The sequence below is a fragment of the Legionella rowbothamii genome, assembly GCF_900639985.1.
In the GTDB taxonomy this organism is placed as follows: Bacteria; Pseudomonadota; Gammaproteobacteria; order Legionellales; family Legionellaceae; genus Legionella; species Legionella rowbothamii.
On record NZ_CAAAIM010000001.1, the window covers coordinates 859984 to 878547 of the forward strand.

Consider the following 18564-nt stretch of genomic DNA (forward strand, 5'->3'; position numbering starts at 1 on the left):
GAAACATTGTCCTATAATTAACAATAATCAATATTTTAAAGACCCAACTATGCGCTCATTCACTCTTTTACCTGACCTAAATGATTTATATTTCTTTTGCTGTGTTGTTGATGAAGGTAGTTTTACCCAAGCAAGCCTTGGTTTAGAAATGACGAAATCTAAATTAAGTCGACGTATTTCGGAGTTGGAAAATTATTTAGGAGTGCGCTTACTTAATCGCTCAACGCGTAAACTGAGTTTAACGGATATAGGCCAATTAGTTTATGAATACAGTAAAGCCATGGTAAACCAAGCCAATTTTGCTCAAGAAGTGGCAATTCAAGCTCAAGCCAAACCTAAAGGACGCATTCATGTAACCTGCCCTACTTTAGTTGCTCAATCGCACTTTAAAAAGATTATTATTGAGTTTTTGCGGAGTTATCCAGAAGTGCGTGTCAACCTTTATGCCAGTGATCGTAAAGTAGATTTAATTGAAGAAGGATTTGATATGGCCCTGAGGTTCCAAGTCAATGAATTGGAGGATTCCAATTTAGTCGTTAGAAAACTAGGAGAGAGCACTCATTGTCTAGTTGCAACTCCCAATTATTTGCAAGGACACCCTCCTCTAAAATTCCCTACTGAATTGACGCAGTTTTCCTGGCTAGGTAAAACGAAAATGGACGGCATCAATCAATTGCAACTGACACATACGAATGGACAAAAAGTGAGTATTCCATTAACTCCTCGTCTCGAAAGTAATGAATGGACGATCTTAAAACATGCAGTTATGGCAAGCTTAGGTATTGCGTTACTGCCATTAGAATACTGCAACCAGGAAATTCAGGAAGGGAGCTTAATTCGTATTCTCCCTGAGTGGTCTTTGTCTACTGCAAGTTTCTACCTTATTTATCCCTCTAAGCGAGGTTTGGTGCCCGCTGTGCGCCATTTTATTGATTTTGTGGGGGAGGCAGTGCAGCACAGCTGTGCTTCATTGAACAATGCATAGGCACCCTTTCACAGCCATTAAATGAAGAATATTTTGTAAGTTTTGGGTTAGGCCTAGGGCCTAACCTACAATAAACTATGGCTTTTTCCCACACGCATACTCTTGCTGGCTAGCATTCAATCCTTCTGCTAATCGATGTTGATCCGTGGCCCCTATTTTACCAAAAAGTCTAAAAGCATGATTCATTTGTATTATTTTAGCTTTGGGTAAACGTAAAGTCACATCCACATCTGCATTAAGAGGATCCTCACTAGCCGCTAGTAATTCTCGTTTCGTCATCGTGTTAACATATTTGGAAGTGCGATCATGATCCGGCAAAAACTCTTTGCCCTTAGCCATACGCATCATTTTATAATAAGCATTTACATCGCGATAAGTAAGCTTTAGATCAAGGGCATTGTCTTGATTATAAATGTCCAGCTCCTCATTTCGCGGAAGTGAAGGATCATGCATTTTTGCATAATGCGTTTGTGGAGTGCTTTTAAAAATGCGCTCAAAAATAGCAGCTCCCAGCAAAGCGAGTCCTGTTGCCGCAACACCAAACCCCACAGCCAATACGCCTCCAAGAAATGTAGCGTACGAAGCCAAAGCAACCACGGGAGCCAAGAATAAGAAAGGCCAATTCCTAGCTAAAAAATAACCTGTCGGGCGAATTACGTATGTATAAGGAACCATGACACTATAATAAAATGCACTGCGAGCAAGGGAAAAAATCCAAAAATTTCGTGAACTGCGTTTGGCATTGTCTTCATTAGCATTAATGTAGGTAAACTGTGTGCCCTTAATACCTGCATAATTTAATGCATGATCGGTAACTGCGTTTGGGCCTTGTTTATTTTTGGGAGGCCTCACTTCGACTATTTCCCAATCATCTTTCCAAAAACCAAAATAAGAAACCGGATCGTTTCCCTGTTTCTGGACTACAACTCGAGGCTTAGAAGACAATTTATCCCAGTGATCCATATTAGTTGAAGACTGTGCCTCATGTAATCCTGCAGGATTTAAGGCATCAACACGTGCTAAGGTATAATCACCATTATCAATAGCTAATAATAAACTTAACGAACCCCCAAGACTTGTTCCACAAACATGAACAGGATTGTGCTGCAACGCCAACCAATCATGAATACGTTGTCTACCTGTTTTATATAAAGAAGTCCCCACGGATTCAAAGCCGCGAGCATCGGAATTAATCTGGGTTAAAAATCCTTGTCCAGCAGGATAAGTGGTACCCATAAAAATTAAGTGAGGCTCTGCATACCGATTGATTAAAGGCTCAAGACCATAAGCAAAAACTCGGTCCGAATCACGCTCTTTTCCACTGGTTAATTCAATTGGTTTTACCGCATACTCCACCAGAACCCATTCGCCGGCAATGTTTTGAGGAATACTAATCGATTCATAGGGAGTTAAATCACTATAAGGTAATAATGCCAAACAATTACTTAAATAAAGTTGTATTTGTTCTGATTGGTTTTCATTAAATTGTTTGCCTTCTAATTGGTTAAATAACTCTAAAAAACCTTCTTGGAAAGCACGACGCATTTCCTTTAAAAATGTCGGATTACGCTCAATAAAAACGGCATGAAAAACCGTTGGGGTTAATAGCTCTCTCCAAGCATCAGTCCATCCCATCATCAATACACGCAATACATTACGTGCAATAAGAGGAGCCTGGTCTGATAAAGAAAGCCCTGCTGTTGATTCAAAACCTGCGTATCCAAAAAACTTCAAATCCAGCTCAGCTGTAAATGCATTTTGATTCCGCATGTATTAAATCCTCAATTTGACTTAAAAATACACATTGTGTCATAAATTATTTCTTTGGTAAAGCCCCAGCCCCAATTTTCACTTATCTTGATGTACGCATGAGCCTTGGAAAACCTGGTTGGAGCCAACCAGGCTGCGCAAGTATTTATAATTGTTCTTGTTGTAGTGCTTTTACTATTGAAGGGCGAGTTTTTAAATGATGCATAAATTTTTCTATGTGCGGTACCGCAGATAAATCCATTTTAAAATAATAGGTCCATCTTAAAATAACAAATAAATAAGCGTCTGGAAGGGTAAAATGCTCTCCCATTAAATAGGTATTTTTTCCTAAATGCTCATTTACCAATTTCAACTTGGCGTGAATCATTGGCATATAAATATTTTTTTTCATTTCTTCAGTCAGTGCTGGATTAAAAAACATACCAATAGACTTATGCAACTCTGTCGCCACATAATTTAACCATTCTAAAGTATGATAGCGCTTCAAATCTCCTATAGGCGCTAAAACCTTTTGGTCTTTGGCCGTATCAGCCAGGTATTGCAAAATAACTTGGTTTTCAGTGATGACTTGACCATTATCCAGCATAATCACTGGCACTGCTCCTTTGGGATTAATCGCCCAAAAGTCCTCATCGTTTTTTGTTTTTTTTGTTCTTAAATCAACTTCTACATCCTGATAACTAAAATCTAATTCATTTAAAATAATGCGTACTGCCAAAGAACAAGCCGATTTGCAATAATAGAATTTCATCTTCACTCCTTTGATGTAAGTTAACCCCTCATCGAGTCAACGAAGAGGTTATGAATTTTTCTAGCCTAGACTCTACGTTATTGACTAACAACATAGTAGCTGATGTCCTCTTAAAAAAGAAATCCAAACCCCAAAATTTTTCTCTTAAGGTGTCTAAAACGACACAATTTTTACTCTTCCACACCTGAATGTTTTGGAGTAATTCATTAAGGCTTACATCTTTTTGCGGTCCCGCAATGTTATTATATAACTCCTTAAGCCGGCTAAATTTATCCATCGTAATTTGGTCGTGAGGCGCAATGTGCGGCAAACGCTCCATCCCTGCATAGAGGTCCCTAAGAATTAGCTCTTTCTCATCTCCCAATCCTATGTAGGCTGAGGGAGGGGCTGGAAGTACATAAAAAGGGATCGAATTGGTGGGCTGACCAAATTCCAATATGGTTTTATAAGGCAAATCACGAAAGAAATAAGATGAAACAGAAGTAGAAATCGGCTCCTTCTGCACCGCTTCCACCAATGCAATGGCGCTATGTCGACAAGTATTTCCGACATTCAAACTCGCTACGCTTTGTTTTATTTGAGCTACATTCTCATTCGAACTGGTCTGACGCGGCACCTTATCATACTTAAGTATAATTTGCTCCTCAGACACCCAATTGGGTTGATAACAGTAAAAAGCATTTTTTTGGGTGCTTAAATTACTTAAAATCGTTAGATATTCTAAATATTGTTCGTAGCTAATATCATAAGCCTGGTAATTGATCGCGGCTTGTCGCCGTTTTTTTCTGAAAACTCCTTCATCCATTAATTGAGCAGCAATACCTCCAGAAAGGAAATAGAACGGTCGCATGCACTCATCAATGCAAGTGTCATCAATTTTACTATCGTCAAATACCTTACCTACCCGACTTAGTAAGTTATTTACCTTAAACTGATTATAAACTCCAAACAAGACAAACGAATGCACCTCAATTTTAGCAATGGCAATAAAAAATCGATCTGTTTTTTTAATTGTGATGGGGCTATTTGGCATAATTTTCATAGGCAAAAAAATATGGCTGAAATTTTACCCTAGTTTCCATTAAGGAATTATTAACTCGTGGGGAACCTGTCAGCTGCTTTAACCTGTTAGACAAAGTCATAATGCAGGAGTGCTGTGGTACAAATTCTCCTATTACACGGCGCTAATACGAATAGGGGCTAAGTTTTATCACATTAAGGCATACATTTTAGTTCGGGATGGGACTTTATAATCAATTTATATAATTTAAGATTAGCATTCAGAATCTCATCGCCTAATTTAGAATCAGGATTACCTTCGCCCCCTTTACTATTTAATGCAATTACAGTGGTTACGTTATTACAAGGTTGCCAAAAATACATCGTTCTAAATCCTAAAGTACTTCCTTTATAAATCCAGAATTTTTGCTGAAGTTCTTTATCGTAGTAATAACCAACCCCCAATCCAAATCCTCGCGGGTCCTCAGCAGATACCGTTGAAATTGGAGATCCTGTTTTTATTGAAACTACAGACTCTAATTCAGCAAGTGCCTGAGCTCTATGAGCTGCATCAATTAACTTACCGTGATACAGTAATTGGACCCACTGCACCACATCTTGGGTATTGGCCACAATCGCCCCTGCAGCACCCGCCCATGAAAGATCATTGTTAAAGGTATCCACAAGTTTTGGGGGTTCTTGATCTAAATAATAGCCATGTACCTTTTCTAAAGAAATAGTTTTTTGTGTTGCTGGGCCCTCAGGACCAGCAGGATAGTAAGTCTGATTTAATCCATTTTTGGCACTAACAATCCGTAACTTCAATTGGTTTGCAAAAGTATCTCCAGTCACTTTTTCAATGACCTTTCCTGCAAGTATATAATTAGTGTTAGAGTACTCATATGTGTTTTTTCTATGCTTAGGTAATGGTTTTTCTGGATGAGCATAGCTTAATAGCTCCTCATCAGTCCAAACCCGAGATAGATTAGCTTCCATCTTTTTATTGAAATCATCGTCTACAGAATAATTAGGAATACCACTGGTCATATTCAACAATTGTCGCAAAGTCACATCCCGCCAATGAGGATATTGGGGAAGCCATTTATCCAAATGATCCTCCAATGATAATTTCCCTTCCGCTTGCAGCTGCAGGAGCATTAACGAGGTGAACGACTTAGTGATGCTGCCTATATCAAATAAGCTGTCTGCATTCACGGTTTTTGAAATTGGCGGCAAACCGAAAGTTCCTGTAAATGCCGTTTTAACCTCATATTGATTATTCCCTTGATGTTGAGGAATTAATACCGATGCCTGAACTGCTGTAAATTTTTCCTTTTTACTGTATTTCTTATAGTAGCCATCAACTGTTTTTTTTAAGAAATCCGTAACATAAGGCGCTGAATTTGTAACGGCATACGTAAAAGGCGAAAGGAATAACGCGGTTAATCCTAAGACAGATGATTTAATCTTCAACATTCATTCCTTGAGCTAGGCATTCACCGATGCGTTCACAAAGATAAAATTTACATCGATGTGAACGCTTGCGAATTAATTGGTTGATGAGGCGCGAATGTTTAATTGTTCTAAAGCACCTTCTAGGCGACTTAGTACTCTATCCTTGCCTAACAAAAGCAGAGTCATATCAATAGAAGGCGACATACTAGAGCCAGTGACTGCAACCCGTAAAGGTTGAGCTATTTTACCCATATTAATATCAAACTGAGCACAAGTATCATTAATGCATTCTTGCAATACATCTTTTTGCCACTCAGTAACTGCTTTAAACCGCTCATAAAGTGCCATTAACGGCTCTAAAACAACTGGGCGTAAATGCTTTTTCACTGCATCTTCATTGTATTCAATAGAATCGGTAAAGAAATACATACTGATTTCAGCCATTTCAACTAAGCTTTTGCAGCGTTCAGCTTGGATTGCGACCAATTCTTTTAAATCGGGTCCCTTAGATAAATCCACACCAGCTTGCTCAAAATGCCAGCTCAGTGCTTTAGCAACTTCTTGAGGCGAATCACTTTTTTGATAATGTTGGTTTAACCAATACAACTTATCATAGTTAAAACTAGAAACTCCCCTACTTACATTTTTAAGATCAAAACAGGAAATCATTTCATCCAGACTAAAAATCTCCTGATCGCCATGAGACCATCCAAGGCGAACCAGATAGTTTAATAAAGCATGAGGTAAAACACCCAGCTCTTTAAATTGCAATACACTTACTGCACCATGACGTTTAGATAAACGCTTGCCATCGTCACCTAAGATCATGGGTAAGTGAGCGAATACTGGCTCAGGTGCGTTTAATGCGCGAAACAAATTAATTTGTCTTGGAGTATTATTCACATGATCATCACCACGAATCACGTGGGTAATGCTCATATCCAAATCATCAATAACTACCGCAAAATTGTATGTAGGATGCCCGTCAGAACGCACCAGAATTAAATCATCTAATTCTTTATTCTCTACATGAATTTCACCATAAACCTCATCGGTGAATGAAACCGTACCCTCTTCTGGGTTTTTAAAACGAATAACGAAAGGCTTGTCTGTTTGCGGCAAATTTTTATTACGGCAATGACCATCATATCGTGGCTTTTCTTTAGCAGCCAATTGGGCTTCACGCAATGTTTCCAGGCGCTCTTTACTGCATTCGCAACGATAGGCTTTGCCTTCATCTAAAAACTGCTGTGCTACTTGATTATATCGCTCATAGCGATCAGTTTGATAAAAAGGTCCTTCATCCCAATCTAATCCTAACCAAGCCATGCCATCCAAAATAGCTTGCACGGACTCTTGAGTAGAGCGTTCTCTATCGGTGTCTTCAATTCTTAAAATAAATTGGCCTTTATGGCGTTTTGCATAAAGCCATGAAAATAAAGCAGTGCGGACACCACCTACATGTAAAAATCCGGTTGGACTTGGTGCAAATCGAGTTCTAACAGTCATAATCTCTTCTGTTGTTATGGGATAAAATAATACATTGCCATTAAGCTAAGGAAAGGTTGTAGGTTGGGCCCCTGGCCTAGCCTACAACATATATATAATCCTTAACTTAATGGCAGCACTTTTAAAATAGCATTTTGAGTATATAATAACTGACTTTGTAGTCTGGGTGAAGCGCCTTACATAAGGACTTGAATGCAGCAAATAAGTTGTGATACACAGAAAACAAACGCCAGATTATCTACCCCCAGGAGTCATCCTTGAAAAGTATTGGTATCAAATATCAACTAAGAATCACCACCCTTATCCCAGCATTTCTCGTCGCATTACTCTTCGCAGTCTTTTACAATGGCCTCTTTGGTAATGACCTAAAACAACACATGTCCCGGCTTGGGGAGGCTTATATTCGCCAATTAGTACCGGCAGCTCAGTATGCAATGCTTCGTCGAGATGATCGCACCCTACAAGGCTTAATTAATGCCTCAACAATTAACCCAGAAGTTAAAGCACTTGCATTTTATAATAGCGAAGGGCAATTATTGGCTTATCGCGGCGGCAAGCACTCCCTGCATAAACCCTTTACACCGCCCGACTTTACGGGGGATTATATTGAAAGCAAACAGATAAACCCCTTCACCATTAACTTCATTGCCCCAGTCACTATTCCTAAATTTAATCTGTACTCCAATAATACTTTTAGTAGAAATTTAACGAATGCCTCAACCTTCCAAGCCGATGACATTCTTGGTTGGCTTTCCATTGATATTGATACCCGCTCTATGTTAATCAAACGTTATCAAATGCTGATTGTTACTATTTTCATTACCTTATTTGGCCTGTTAATGGGATTAACCAGCCATTATTTTCTCTCTAAACGTATTTATTTACCCATTTCGCGTTTGCGGCGTAGTATGAAACAAATTCTACGTAATGAGTTTGAAACGGAAATAAAAACCTCAAGTAAAGGTGAGTTAGGCATTATTGAAAAAGGATGCGCCCACTTACAAAAAAAATACATCGATACAATCAAAGACCTTAATCAGCATATTGAGGTCGCTACTGAGGACTTACAGCAAAGTCTGGAGCTTTTAGAAGAAAAAAATATTGAGTTGTCTTTAGAAAAGAAAAAAACCGAAGAAAAAAGTCGGCAAAAATCTGAATTTATTGCCAATATGAGCCATGAGATTCGTACGCCAATGAATGGCGTTATTGGTTTTACTAATGTGTTACTGGAAAGTAAACTTGACCCATTACAAATGGATTATGTAAAAACCATTAAATCCTCTGCTCAAGATTTATTAGGTATTATTAATGATATCCTCGACTTCTCGAAAATTGATGCAGGAAAATTGCATCTGGATTGCATTCCCTTAAATATTCGACATTGCATTGATGAGGTACTTACCCTAGCAGCTCCTACTGCACATAAAAAAGGAATTGATTTAATCCCGATTACTGACATTAATGTGCCCAAAACGGTATTGGGTGATCCCTTCCGTATTAAACAATTCATTAGTAATCTAATAACCAATGCCGTGAAATTTACGGATCATGGCTATGTGCTTATACGAACTCATATTGAGCAAGAAACGGAAAAGGATTACACCTTTTGCATTACGATCAGTGATACTGGATTGGGAATATCACCCGAGGATCAAAGCAAATTGTTCACTGCATTTAATCAAGCAGATACGAGTATTACCCGCCGTTATGGGGGCTCTGGTTTAGGCCTGGTAATTTGTAAAAAGCTTTGTGAGGAAATGGGGGGGCGTTTGAGTATGACGAGTGAGCTAAATAAAGGCTCTGCCTTTACTGCCCATATCAAAGTGGAAAAATTAGCTGCTTATGAAATAGAAAAGAATCAAACACATCGCTTTGCCCATTTTAAAGTATTGTGCTTCGATGATAACCCACTGCATTTAGAAGCTCTATGCAATGGTTTAGGTTATTGGGGAATAGAATGTATTTCTGTAAATTCATTTAGCCAGCTGCCTCAAGCCTTAGATGATAATATGGATTGTAAAATGGCCTTCCTGAACGTAAATCAAGGCTGTGAACGGCAAATAGAAAAAATTATTGCAGCACATAATCATTTCCCTTATGTACTTATTTCTAAATGGCATATTCATGATTATGCGGCATTAGGTGCCCATGGCTTTTTATTTAAACCGATTAGTATCCAAAAGCTCCAAGATATTATTGAATTACTCATTAATGAAAGTCCCCAAAAAAAACAAGGAAATCATGAACTAGATGGTTTAAGAGAGCAATTACGTTTTCTGCACCCAGACTTATTGATTGCTGAAGATAACCCTGTAAATAAAATGCTACTGGACTCATTATTAGGAACTCATGCCAATATCGATGCGGTCGACGATGGGGAGATGGCTGTTTCTTCATGCAATGAAAAAAAATACGATATTATCCTGCTTGACTTGCAAATGCCTAAGCTAAATGGTTTAGAGGCCGCCCGTATCATTCGCCAAAAATCGCAGCTCAACCGGCACACCCCCGTCGTTTTGATTAGCGCTAATAGCAGTGATGTCAATAATACGGACTTAAAGAAATCTGGCATCAATCTTTGCCTACAAAAACCCATTGATGAAAAACAATTACTGATGCATATTCTACGTATTGTTGATAGAGCAAAACATGCTGCTATTGATTGGCAACTCTGTGTACAAAAAGTTTCTGGAAACCAAGAGCTCGCTGAAGAATTCTTAAGCCAATTTGTTGAAGAGTTACATAAAAATCGTGAAGAATTCCTTGAGCTAATGCATAAAAAGGACATCAAACAGCTTGGTGCCGCGGCGCATAAGCTTCACGGCGCCTGTTGTTTCTCCGGAGTACCGACCTTACAAGCTAAGGTCATTCAGGTAGAAAAGATGGCCGCTCGCCCGGCCTCTATTGATGAATTGGCCATTCCTTTTGCCGAATTAATTCAAAGTATTGATGCAGTAATTAGTGAGTATGAAAATCTACCTGAAAAAAATACTTAGAGCGTGTTGACATTTTTAGTATCCGAGCCAAAATGAGCTGATTTTTTTAGTTGCAACACGACTCTCGAATTAGCGCAACTTGACCGCCATAATCCGGCCCTATAAGGAGTCATGTGATATTCAAGACAAGTTGAAAGTCCCCGCACGCGAGGATGAAAAAGTCAAGTAATAATAAAACGTAGACTGGGCTGTCAAGCCCAGCAAACATTAACCTTAGGATGACACACTTTTAAACACAGACTGGCATCAGACGAATAGACTCATCAAGCAGGAGAAAAAATGACAATAAAAAATGCTATCTATGCACAATCAGGCGGTGTAACCGCAGTAATTAATGCCTCAGCTTGCGCAGTAATTCAAACCGCTAAGTTATATCCGGAGCAGATCGGCAAAGTATACGCTGCCAAAAATGGGATTATTGGCGCATTAAACGAAGAATTAATCGATACGTCATTAGAAACTGATGCTGATATCGCCAAATTAATGCAAACACCTTCTGGTGCTTTTGGTTCCTGCCGTTATAAATTAAAAAATGATGGTGACGAATACGCGCGTCTAATCGAAGTTTTTAAAGCTCATAACATAGGTTATTTTTTCTATAATGGTGGTGGCGACTCCCAAGATACCGCGCACAAAGTATCTCAGTTAGGAGAGAAAATGGGCTATCCAATTACCTGTATTGGAATTCCCAAAACAGTAGATAATGACTTACCATTTACTGATGCATGTCCTGGTTTTGGTTCTGTTGCCAAATACGTTGCAATTTCAACTAAAGAGGCAGGCTTTGATGTAGCTTCAATGGCAGCCTCTTCTACTAAAGTATTTATTCTTGAAGTAATGGGACGTCATGCAGGCTGGATCGCGGCAGCCGCCGGCTTGGCCAGTAAAAACCCCAGTGAGCCACCCCATGTTATTTTATTACCTGAAGTCGTTTTTGAACCGACTAAGTTTCTGAAAAAGGTGGATGACTGTGTTAAAGAGCATGGCTATTGCGTTGTGGTTGTTTCTGAAGGAATTCGCAATAGTGAAGGTAAATTTTTGAGTGATGCCGGCCTACGTGATGCATTTGGCCATGCACAACTTGGCGGTGTTGCCCCAGTTATTGCTGAGTTAGTTAAAACTGAGCTAGGCTATAAATACCACTGGGCGGTAGCAGATTACCTCCAACGTGCAGCTCGCCATATTGCTTCCAAGGTAGATGTAGAACAAGCTTATGCTTTAGGAAAAGCTGCGGTTGAATACGCGGTTAAAGGCCATAATGCGATCATGCCTATTGTTGTCCGTGAACAGGATGAACCCTATCAATGGTCTATCAGTCATGTACCTTTAGCAGACGTAGCAAATCAGGAAAAGGCCATGCCTGCAGAATATATTTCTGAAGATGGAATGGGAATTACCGAGGCATGCCGACGTTATTTAGCTCCATTGATTCAAGGTGAAGCCTATCCTGAATATATTAATGGGTTACCTGATTATGTTCGTTTAAAAAATCAGTTGATTGCAAAAAAACTTTAAGGTTAATTTTATACTACAGGGGCAACTGCCATTAAGTTAAATGATAAGGAATTGTTGCCCCGGTAGCCTTATCTCAAATACGATTATATTTTAGGAGCAACACATGAAACAGAAAGGCTTAACATTAATTGAATTGATGATTGTTATAGCAATTATTGGTGTTCTTGCTTCCCTTGCTATCCCTGCCTATCAGGATTATCTGATTAGAGCCAGAGTCACAGAAGGCTTGAGTTTAGCCACTACCGCACAAACTACAGTTTCTGAAAACGCCATGACCGGAAATACTGATTTAAGTACGGGATGGACCAGCCCATCAGCTACTGCTATTGTAAAAAGTGTCAGTATTGCCAAAGACACTGGGGTAATTACGATTAATTACACGCCACTCGCTCAAAATGTTGCAATCACTATGAGTCCCAAATCCAATGGTGAACTCCTCAGTGCTGGCACACCGCCTACGACAACGATTACTTGGGTTTGCGCAGTAACTGAAAAAAATAATAACCGATATGTACCCGCGAATTGTAGGATTTAATATGTCACGAAAAATACGTATAGAAGAACTATTAAACCAGGAACTTAATCCAGTTTATTTAAGTGTTGACGATGAGTCATCAAATCATCATGTTCCTCAAGGTGCAGAAACTCATTTTAAAGTCACAGCCACCTCTTTTAAATTTGTTGATTTAAATCGTGTTGCCCGACATAGACTAGTTAATCGTTTACTTGCTAGTGAATTTGACTTAGGGCTGCACGCGTTAAGCATGCATCTCTACACTCCAGATGAATGGGAGAAAAATCAAGCCGTTCCTAAGTCACCCTCTTGTCGTGATGGCTATAAAAATAAATAGATACGTTGTGGGTTAGGCCCCAAGACATTATGTTGATGATTACACCCTCGATTGGGCCACAAAATGTAGACTAGCTGCCAAGTCCCGCATTGGAAGTGGCACAAATGATGTTTGCTGGGCTTTCGAGCCCAGCCTATGCTCTTAAGCCAAGCTCCGCGTTGGGGACGTTTAACTAAAATAATAAATTAAATTAAGCTTTGGCCCGAATAAATAAGTATTTCTTGCGATAACCTCAGTTTTAGTTTCATCATCGCTATCTCGTGATAACTCACCAAAACGTACTTTTCCAAGCCAAATATAACTTATTCCTACATCAAGCATTAGATGCTGAGTCATGGCATATTTGAGGCCGACAGCCACCTGAGGGCTAAAATTAGTTTGAGTCTTTTGTGATTTCATCACCAAATTCTCTTCATAATCGTAGGCTTGATAATTTAATTCAGAGTGGGTCCTCATATTTGCAATGCCTAATCCGGGAGCCATGTAGATTGAATAATTATGTTTAAAGAAATAGTCAATATTAAAAATCGCCGCCCCCACATTACCGTTCATTGTAGAATGAAAGATATTAATTAAGTCATCACGTTCGTAAGGACCCGCCATAAAGGGGTTAAGTTTTTTAGAATATCCAGATAATTGTAAATAAGAAGCTTCCAAGCTCAACTTCCAATTTGGATTTAGCAAATGGCTCACCCCTAGTGCCACATTACCTGCTCCGTTGCTACTATGGAGGGACCCTGCTGTTATTTCTGGTGAAATAGAACCGGCAATTGGATGGGTCCGTTTGAGGGAGTAGTTATCACTACGACTCCGTAAGTAATCTGCGCCAAACTTAGCATAAAAAGCGCCAGCCATACCTGCTTTAGAGACAATGAGCATCACTACAACCAATAAATTCTTTTTCATTTTTTTCCTCTACGTCGCGAAACGAAATTGCAGAGTGGGCTCCTCTGCTATCCACCTAGCATCTACCACACACATGAACTCCGTGTTGGGCCATGGGCCCAAGCTATATTCCTTTAGCATATGAAGCCATTTGAATTGTTAATACGGCACATTACCCCAGGTGTTGCTAAGGTCAATACTGTACGTCCATAAGTCACCATAAGGCGTGAGCCATTAACTTGTAATATAGGAGTTTCATAGGCTGAAAGAAGTTGACATGCGCGAGTCGCCTGATTAATTTCCCACTTGGTAGCAAGGGGCGAAGGAATTGAACGCGCTGTCGCCACGTACGAATTAGGAGGACAACGATTAAAGGGATCAAAAGAGTTTTTCAACTTCAAATCTGTGGATGAGGGAGCCGCAATAATAGTATGACCTGAAATTGCAAGTTTCACCGCCTTGTAGGCATTTACAATTCCTACTCCGCAAGACTTCTCACCAAGGCAGGAACGTTCGGGATCAGAGGTGGGGGCAAAAGGATCAACGCTTTCCAATAGAATACTTTTTACTTCCTGAGAACTGATATAAGGATTTAAGGCATAAATTAATCCCGCTATCCCTGCAACATGAGGTGTTGCCATACTAGTTCCTTCATAAAAGGAAAAACCACTGTTTTGGCATCCTGTTCCCGCAGAGACTGTAGATAAAATACCATTGACGTCACAGGGATTTCCGTCAACCTGTTCTCCTCCTGGAGCTGCAATGGTAACCCGGGGCCCATAATTTGAATAATTAGCTCGATAACCATTAATTTGTGTTGCTGCCACCACCAGTACATTATTGCATGACCGAGGTGGATTGTTTGAGGCCGGTACATTATCATTTCCAGCACTAACCGTAATAATCCCATTGTTTTGAATGAAGGCATCAAGGGCTTCTTGCAAGGATGGTTGGCACCCAACATATGATGGGTAATTAAAACTCATGGTCACGACCTTTGCTGGGTAATTATTATGAGGCACTCCAGGAATATCTCTGCCCATGGCCCAATAGAGCCCTTGCTCTAAATCTGAAAGTGAGCCGGGAACAATAGGAAGGATTTTAAGAGAAGGCCCCATTCCCGTAATTCCTGAGACAGCTCCTGTTGCTGCAATTGTACCGGCAGTATGCGTACCATGTTCGTCTCCGGGTTGACTGACATTGGTACTATTATTACTAAAATTCCAACCCGGCAAAAGATTAGGGGTTAAGTCAGGATTGTAATTAATCGCTTCAAAATTAGAAATAGCAATCGGAGGAACTGCATACCCTAAGGTTATCGACCAGGCTCCATTTAACAAACCAGGGGCAGATTCCAACATAACTCCTGGATAACTAAATTCATCCCATTGAGAAGCATGAGAAATTGATACCTGCAAGGGTGAGGGCAATGCACTAGGGCTTGATGTATGTACTGGAGGTTTAATCACGCAATAACGCATGTCACGATCAGCATATTGAACATCAGTTTGTTTTAATATTTTGCGTAAACCCGCATTAAAATATTGGTCTGTTAAAACATTTTTGGCGGAAGATAAACGCGTTAATTTTTCTGAATTAATGACTACCAGATAAGCTCCGCTGACCAGCGGTTTAACTGATTGTATCGGCAACCCGCTTTTTTTTGCAAAACCATCCCACCATGAGTCACCAAGCTCAGGTTGCTCCTGACTATTAACACTTTTATATTTCAAAATAATTTGATCAAGTAGCTCCCCACACTGTTCTTTGGCAGCAAATGACGTGGATTCTAAAGAAACAAATGCCAACAAAGAGTTCAGTAAAAATAAACACTTCCTTATATTCATTATTGCGTCCTGTACGATTCTATCCAACGAGTCCATAATTTTGGGTATTAACAATAACTCGTGTTTCGTTTCTAAGTCTATAATTTTTCTAATTTTTTAATAAGAACTCAATTAATCTCCTTCGTTTATATTATTATTTTTACTTGCTAACTTATTTAGGCAAGGATCGTAGTTTCTAAATCAGAGGAAATTAATGGCATACATAGCATTTTAAAGTATGTTAAGTATATAATGCTTCCCTTTTAACAACTCGAACGAATTAATGAACAACTGGTCTTCGGAAAAAATTTCTGTACTTGCTTTAGTCCTCTTGATAACCGGTGCTATTGATAGCATCAGAAATTTACCCGGTACGGCATTGTTCGGCTCGTCGTTAATTTTCTTTTTTATTTTTTCTGCTATTGTTTTTTTGATTCCTGTCGCTATGGTCGCGGCTGAGTTAGCCTCCACTTGGTCAGAAGAAGAAGGAGGTATTTATAGCTGGGTAAATCATGCCTACGGTGAAAATGTGGCCTTTTTTACGATCTGGCTGCAATGGATTAATACCCTGGTCTGGTATCCCACCATCCTTTCATTTATTGCCGGTGCATTGGCTTATTTAGTCAATCCCGAACTAGCCCAAAATAAATACTATTTGATTGCTGTAATTCTCACCATATTCTGGTCTTTAACCTTTGTTGGCTTATCAGGTCTACGTGCTTCAGCCCATTTTGCGGGAATCTGTGCCATTTTAGGTATGATTATTCCGATGGGTTTTATTATTGTGCTGGCAATTATCTGGATTATAAAAGGAAATCCCATTGCTATTGATATGAGCCTTTCTCATTTATTGCCGCAATGGAAAGACAGCCAATCCTGGGTTTCACTTACAGCAATCATGACTTCGTTTTTAGGTATGGAGCTGGCGGCTGTACATGTGCGTAACGTGAAAGATCCGCAAAAGAACTTCCCCCGAGCACTCCTCTTTTCAGGGCTACTTATCTTATCAACGATGATTTTAGGTTCTCTAGCGATTGCCTTCGTATTACCCAAAGAGAAAATTAGCCTTGTGGATGGGGTAATGCAGGCGTTTAATAATTTTTTCCAGGCTTATCACTTGACCTGGCTCATGCCTATTTTGATTTTTCTTTTACTCTTAGGCAGCTTGGGTAGCATGATTAATTGGATTATCTCACCCGCAAAAGGCTTACTCATGGCCGCAAATCATAATTTTTTACCTAAATCCCTCTGCAAATTAAATAAGCATGGAGTTGCCTCGCGCATTTTAATCATGCAAGCCCTATTGGTGACAGTATTATGCAGCGGCTTTCTTTTATTCCCAAGTGTGAATGCGATTTATTGGTTGTTCACCGATTTAAGTACCGAATTGTACATTATGATGTATGTACTGATGTTTATTGCTGCGTTGAAGCTGAAAGCAAAATTTGCTCAGGTACAAAGACCTTTTGCAATACCAGGTGGTAAACCAGGCTATTATCTTACCTGCCTATTGGGTTTATGCGGCTGTACTATGACCTTAATTGTAGGTTTTATACCTCCTGTTGAATTTATGAATTTTGGTAGTGCATCTCATTTCCGTTTGGTTTTCTCTATAGGTATTTTTGTAATGATCCTACCTGCCGTCCTGCTTTACTGGCGTAAAAGACGCCAAGAAGCCAGTTTATAGCATTACGAAGCCCGTATTAGCTCAACGTAATACGGGTATTCGTGCCAACATCCTGAGAGAGTATCATGCCATCACACAAGTTAGATTTATTGTGCCAACAAATTGAAAATCAAGTAACAGATGATTTTGGTAAGTTTTACATGTACGTTAGCTTATTAAAATCCGTTGCAGTAAGGAATACTCCCTTTAATAACGAGCTACCCAAGTATGATCACGGAATAAAACTTTGGAAAAAAAAGGATTTATATATTGGCAAATTACCTCAAGACTTCTCAAATGAAGTCGCAGCTTATGCACGGGAATTCATTAACACAGAGCCCAACATATCAAACCTTTTTTATAACATCGCAATGACGTACATACGCAAAGGAAACATTGCTGATTTATTCTATATTATCGATAAGATGCTTACCCATCTTCAGGCTATAAATAATACACAAAGCCATAACCAAGAAATTTCTACCTTTGTTGGTTTTATTGAAAAGAAACCAGAGATTGTCAAATTTATTGAGCAAGTTTCTGCATGCAATCAACAACTGCTTTCTGCAATAGATAGTACGTGTAATGCTGTTTTATTCACTGGGGCAGCCCTTTTATTGGCTTTTATATTTTCCTTAGCACCTTCACTGCTTATTCTGGGACTCATGGCGGGAGGAGCCTACTATGCATACTCTTACGCTATTCAAGCTTATGAGCAAGGAGTAGAAACAGGGAAAAAGATAACTCTATTAGGTGAAAAATTAAAGAGCCTCCCTCAAGAGACCAGTCTTTTGAGTAACAAAAATCATAGCTTTTTCACTACGATCATTACGCCCTTACCCCACGCTGCGATTACTGCAGGAGAGCAGCTCGCACCTAATAAGTCATGGCTAGACACTGCATCTAAATGGCATGACCAAGTGGATCGCACGTGCAGCTTATTCATAAAATAAGTAGTTGTAGAGAGGAGCAAAATAATTTGTGCCCTCTCTAACCACCGCTGAATCTAATTACTTTCCCGCCATAGTAAGCTCACTCATTAGAACCGATTTTAAGACCGAATTACCACAGCCGCGGTAATTCAAGGGTTTATGGGAATGCGATTGATACTGCTTGTTGGAGACCTAGTTGCCAGCAACCAGGTCTCCAAACGAATAATAACGTGAATGGAGTTTATAACTTATCTTTTTCTTCCAAAGGAATAACCCGAGCCTCATGCTCTAGCATGACCGGAATATCACCATGAATTGGGAACGCTAAACGGTCAAATTTACAAATTAATTCATTTTTTTTATTAATAAGTTTACCTTTGCATAAAGGACAAACCAAAATTTCCAATAATTTTTTATCCACCAA

General features: G+C 39.4%; 15 protein-coding genes. 7 read left to right on the forward strand and 8 right to left on the reverse strand.

The annotated features are described in order from the left end of the window. Positions 1-49 precede the first annotated feature (49 nt). Positions 50-985 carry a LysR substrate-binding domain-containing protein gene (locus E1P08_RS03565; protein ID WP_133135623.1) on the forward strand — a complete coding sequence of 312 codons (936 nt, stop codon included), beginning with the start codon at positions 50-52 and terminating at the stop codon, positions 983-985. Between the two features lie 75 nt (positions 986-1060). On the opposite strand, the gene E1P08_RS03570 is transcribed toward E1P08_RS03565, so the two are convergent. The 5 genes from E1P08_RS03570 to gltX form a co-directional block, all read right to left on the reverse strand. Next, positions 1061-2755, reverse strand: coding sequence for a hypothetical protein (locus E1P08_RS03570; RefSeq protein ID WP_133135624.1), 1695 nt, complete (start codon positions 2753-2755; stop codon positions 1061-1063). A gap of 145 nt (positions 2756-2900) precedes the next feature. Beyond that, positions 2901-3506, reverse strand: coding sequence for a glutathione transferase GstA (gene gstA, locus E1P08_RS03575; protein WP_133135625.1), 606 nt, complete (start codon positions 3504-3506; stop codon positions 2901-2903). 28 nt (positions 3507-3534) lie between these two features. Further along, positions 3535-4539 (reverse strand): hypothetical protein, encoded by a 1005-nt coding sequence (locus E1P08_RS03580; RefSeq protein ID WP_242602358.1) that lies wholly within the window; start codon positions 4537-4539, stop codon positions 3535-3537. A 182-nt stretch (positions 4540-4721) separates the two neighbouring features. Then, a complete protein-coding gene (locus E1P08_RS03585) occupies positions 4722-5978 on the reverse strand; it encodes a serine hydrolase domain-containing protein (protein WP_133135992.1) in 1257 nt (418 codons plus the stop codon). 75 nt (positions 5979-6053) lie between these two features. After that, positions 6054-7469 (reverse strand): glutamate--tRNA ligase, encoded by a 1416-nt coding sequence (gene gltX, locus E1P08_RS03590; protein WP_133135627.1) that lies wholly within the window; start codon positions 7467-7469, stop codon positions 6054-6056. Between the two features lie 257 nt (positions 7470-7726). Between gltX and letS the strand changes: the two genes are divergently transcribed. From letS to E1P08_RS03610, 4 genes are all read left to right on the forward strand, one after another. Further along, complete coding sequence (gene letS / locus E1P08_RS03595) at positions 7727-10465, forward strand: two-component system sensor histidine kinase LetS (RefSeq protein WP_133135628.1); 2739 nt, start codon at positions 7727-7729, stop codon at positions 10463-10465. Positions 10466-10744: 279 nt separating this feature from the next. After that, on the forward strand, positions 10745-11980 hold the full coding sequence (locus tag E1P08_RS03600; protein ID WP_133135629.1) for a 6-phosphofructokinase: 1236 nt from the start codon (positions 10745-10747) through the stop codon (positions 11978-11980). A 103-nt stretch (positions 11981-12083) separates the two neighbouring features. Beyond that, positions 12084-12515 (forward strand): pilin, encoded by a 432-nt coding sequence (locus E1P08_RS03605; protein ID WP_133135630.1) that lies wholly within the window; start codon positions 12084-12086, stop codon positions 12513-12515. A gap of 1 nt (position 12516) precedes the next feature. Further along, the gene (locus E1P08_RS03610; RefSeq protein ID WP_133135631.1) at positions 12517-12831 is read left to right on the forward strand and encodes a BolA family protein; all 315 of its coding nucleotides are present in this window, start codon (positions 12517-12519) and stop codon (positions 12829-12831) included. A gap of 168 nt (positions 12832-12999) precedes the next feature. On the opposite strand, the gene E1P08_RS03615 is transcribed toward E1P08_RS03610, so the two are convergent. Then, positions 13000-13737, reverse strand: a complete 738-nt coding sequence (locus tag E1P08_RS03615) for an outer membrane beta-barrel protein (RefSeq protein WP_133135632.1) — start codon at positions 13735-13737, stop codon at positions 13000-13002. 113 nt (positions 13738-13850) lie between these two features. Then, positions 13851-15563, reverse strand: coding sequence for a S8 family serine peptidase (locus E1P08_RS03620; RefSeq protein WP_133135633.1), 1713 nt, complete (start codon positions 15561-15563; stop codon positions 13851-13853). Between the two features lie 262 nt (positions 15564-15825). On the opposite strand from E1P08_RS03620, the gene E1P08_RS03625 reads away from it, so the two are divergent. Then, on the forward strand, positions 15826-17229 hold the full coding sequence (locus E1P08_RS03625; protein ID WP_133135634.1) for an APC family permease: 1404 nt from the start codon (positions 15826-15828) through the stop codon (positions 17227-17229). 65 nt (positions 17230-17294) lie between these two features. Further along, positions 17295-18161 (forward strand): hypothetical protein, encoded by an 867-nt coding sequence (locus E1P08_RS03630; RefSeq protein ID WP_133135635.1) that lies wholly within the window; start codon positions 17295-17297, stop codon positions 18159-18161. Positions 18162-18381: 220 nt separating this feature from the next. On the opposite strand, the gene E1P08_RS03635 is transcribed toward E1P08_RS03630, so the two are convergent. Then, positions 18382-18561 carry a Trm112 family protein gene (locus E1P08_RS03635; protein ID WP_133135636.1) on the reverse strand — a complete coding sequence of 60 codons (180 nt, stop codon included), beginning with the start codon at positions 18559-18561 and terminating at the stop codon, positions 18382-18384. Positions 18562-18564: the final 3 nt, after the last annotated feature.

What these genes read in the sequence shown, in the direction of transcription:
- E1P08_RS03615 (WP_133135632.1), bottom strand. Translation starts at nt 13,737, where the DNA reads ATGAAAAAGAATTTATTGGTTGTAGTGATGCTCATTGTCTCTAAAGCA.
- gltX (WP_133135627.1), bottom strand. Translation starts at nt 7,469, where the DNA reads ATGACTGTTAGAACTCGATTTGCACCAAGTCCAACCGGATTTTTACAT.
- E1P08_RS03625 (WP_133135634.1), top strand. Translation starts at nt 15,826, where the DNA reads ATGAACAACTGGTCTTCGGAAAAAATTTCTGTACTTGCTTTAGTCCTC.
- E1P08_RS03630 (WP_133135635.1), top strand. Translation starts at nt 17,295, where the DNA reads ATGCCATCACACAAGTTAGATTTATTGTGCCAACAAATTGAAAATCAA.
- E1P08_RS03605 (WP_133135630.1), top strand. Translation starts at nt 12,084, where the DNA reads ATGAAACAGAAAGGCTTAACATTAATTGAATTGATGATTGTTATAGCA.
- E1P08_RS03565 (WP_133135623.1), top strand. Translation starts at nt 50, where the DNA reads ATGCGCTCATTCACTCTTTTACCTGACCTAAATGATTTATATTTCTTT.
- E1P08_RS03580 (WP_242602358.1), bottom strand. Translation starts at nt 4,539, where the DNA reads ATGCCAAATAGCCCCATCACAATTAAAAAAACAGATCGATTTTTTATT.
- gstA (WP_133135625.1), bottom strand. Translation starts at nt 3,506, where the DNA reads ATGAAATTCTATTATTGCAAATCGGCTTGTTCTTTGGCAGTACGCATT.
- E1P08_RS03610 (WP_133135631.1), top strand. Translation starts at nt 12,517, where the DNA reads ATGTCACGAAAAATACGTATAGAAGAACTATTAAACCAGGAACTTAAT.
- E1P08_RS03600 (WP_133135629.1), top strand. Translation starts at nt 10,745, where the DNA reads ATGACAATAAAAAATGCTATCTATGCACAATCAGGCGGTGTAACCGCA.
- E1P08_RS03570 (WP_133135624.1), bottom strand. Translation starts at nt 2,755, where the DNA reads ATGCGGAATCAAAATGCATTTACAGCTGAGCTGGATTTGAAGTTTTTT.
- E1P08_RS03620 (WP_133135633.1), bottom strand. Translation starts at nt 15,563, where the DNA reads ATGAATATAAGGAAGTGTTTATTTTTACTGAACTCTTTGTTGGCATTT.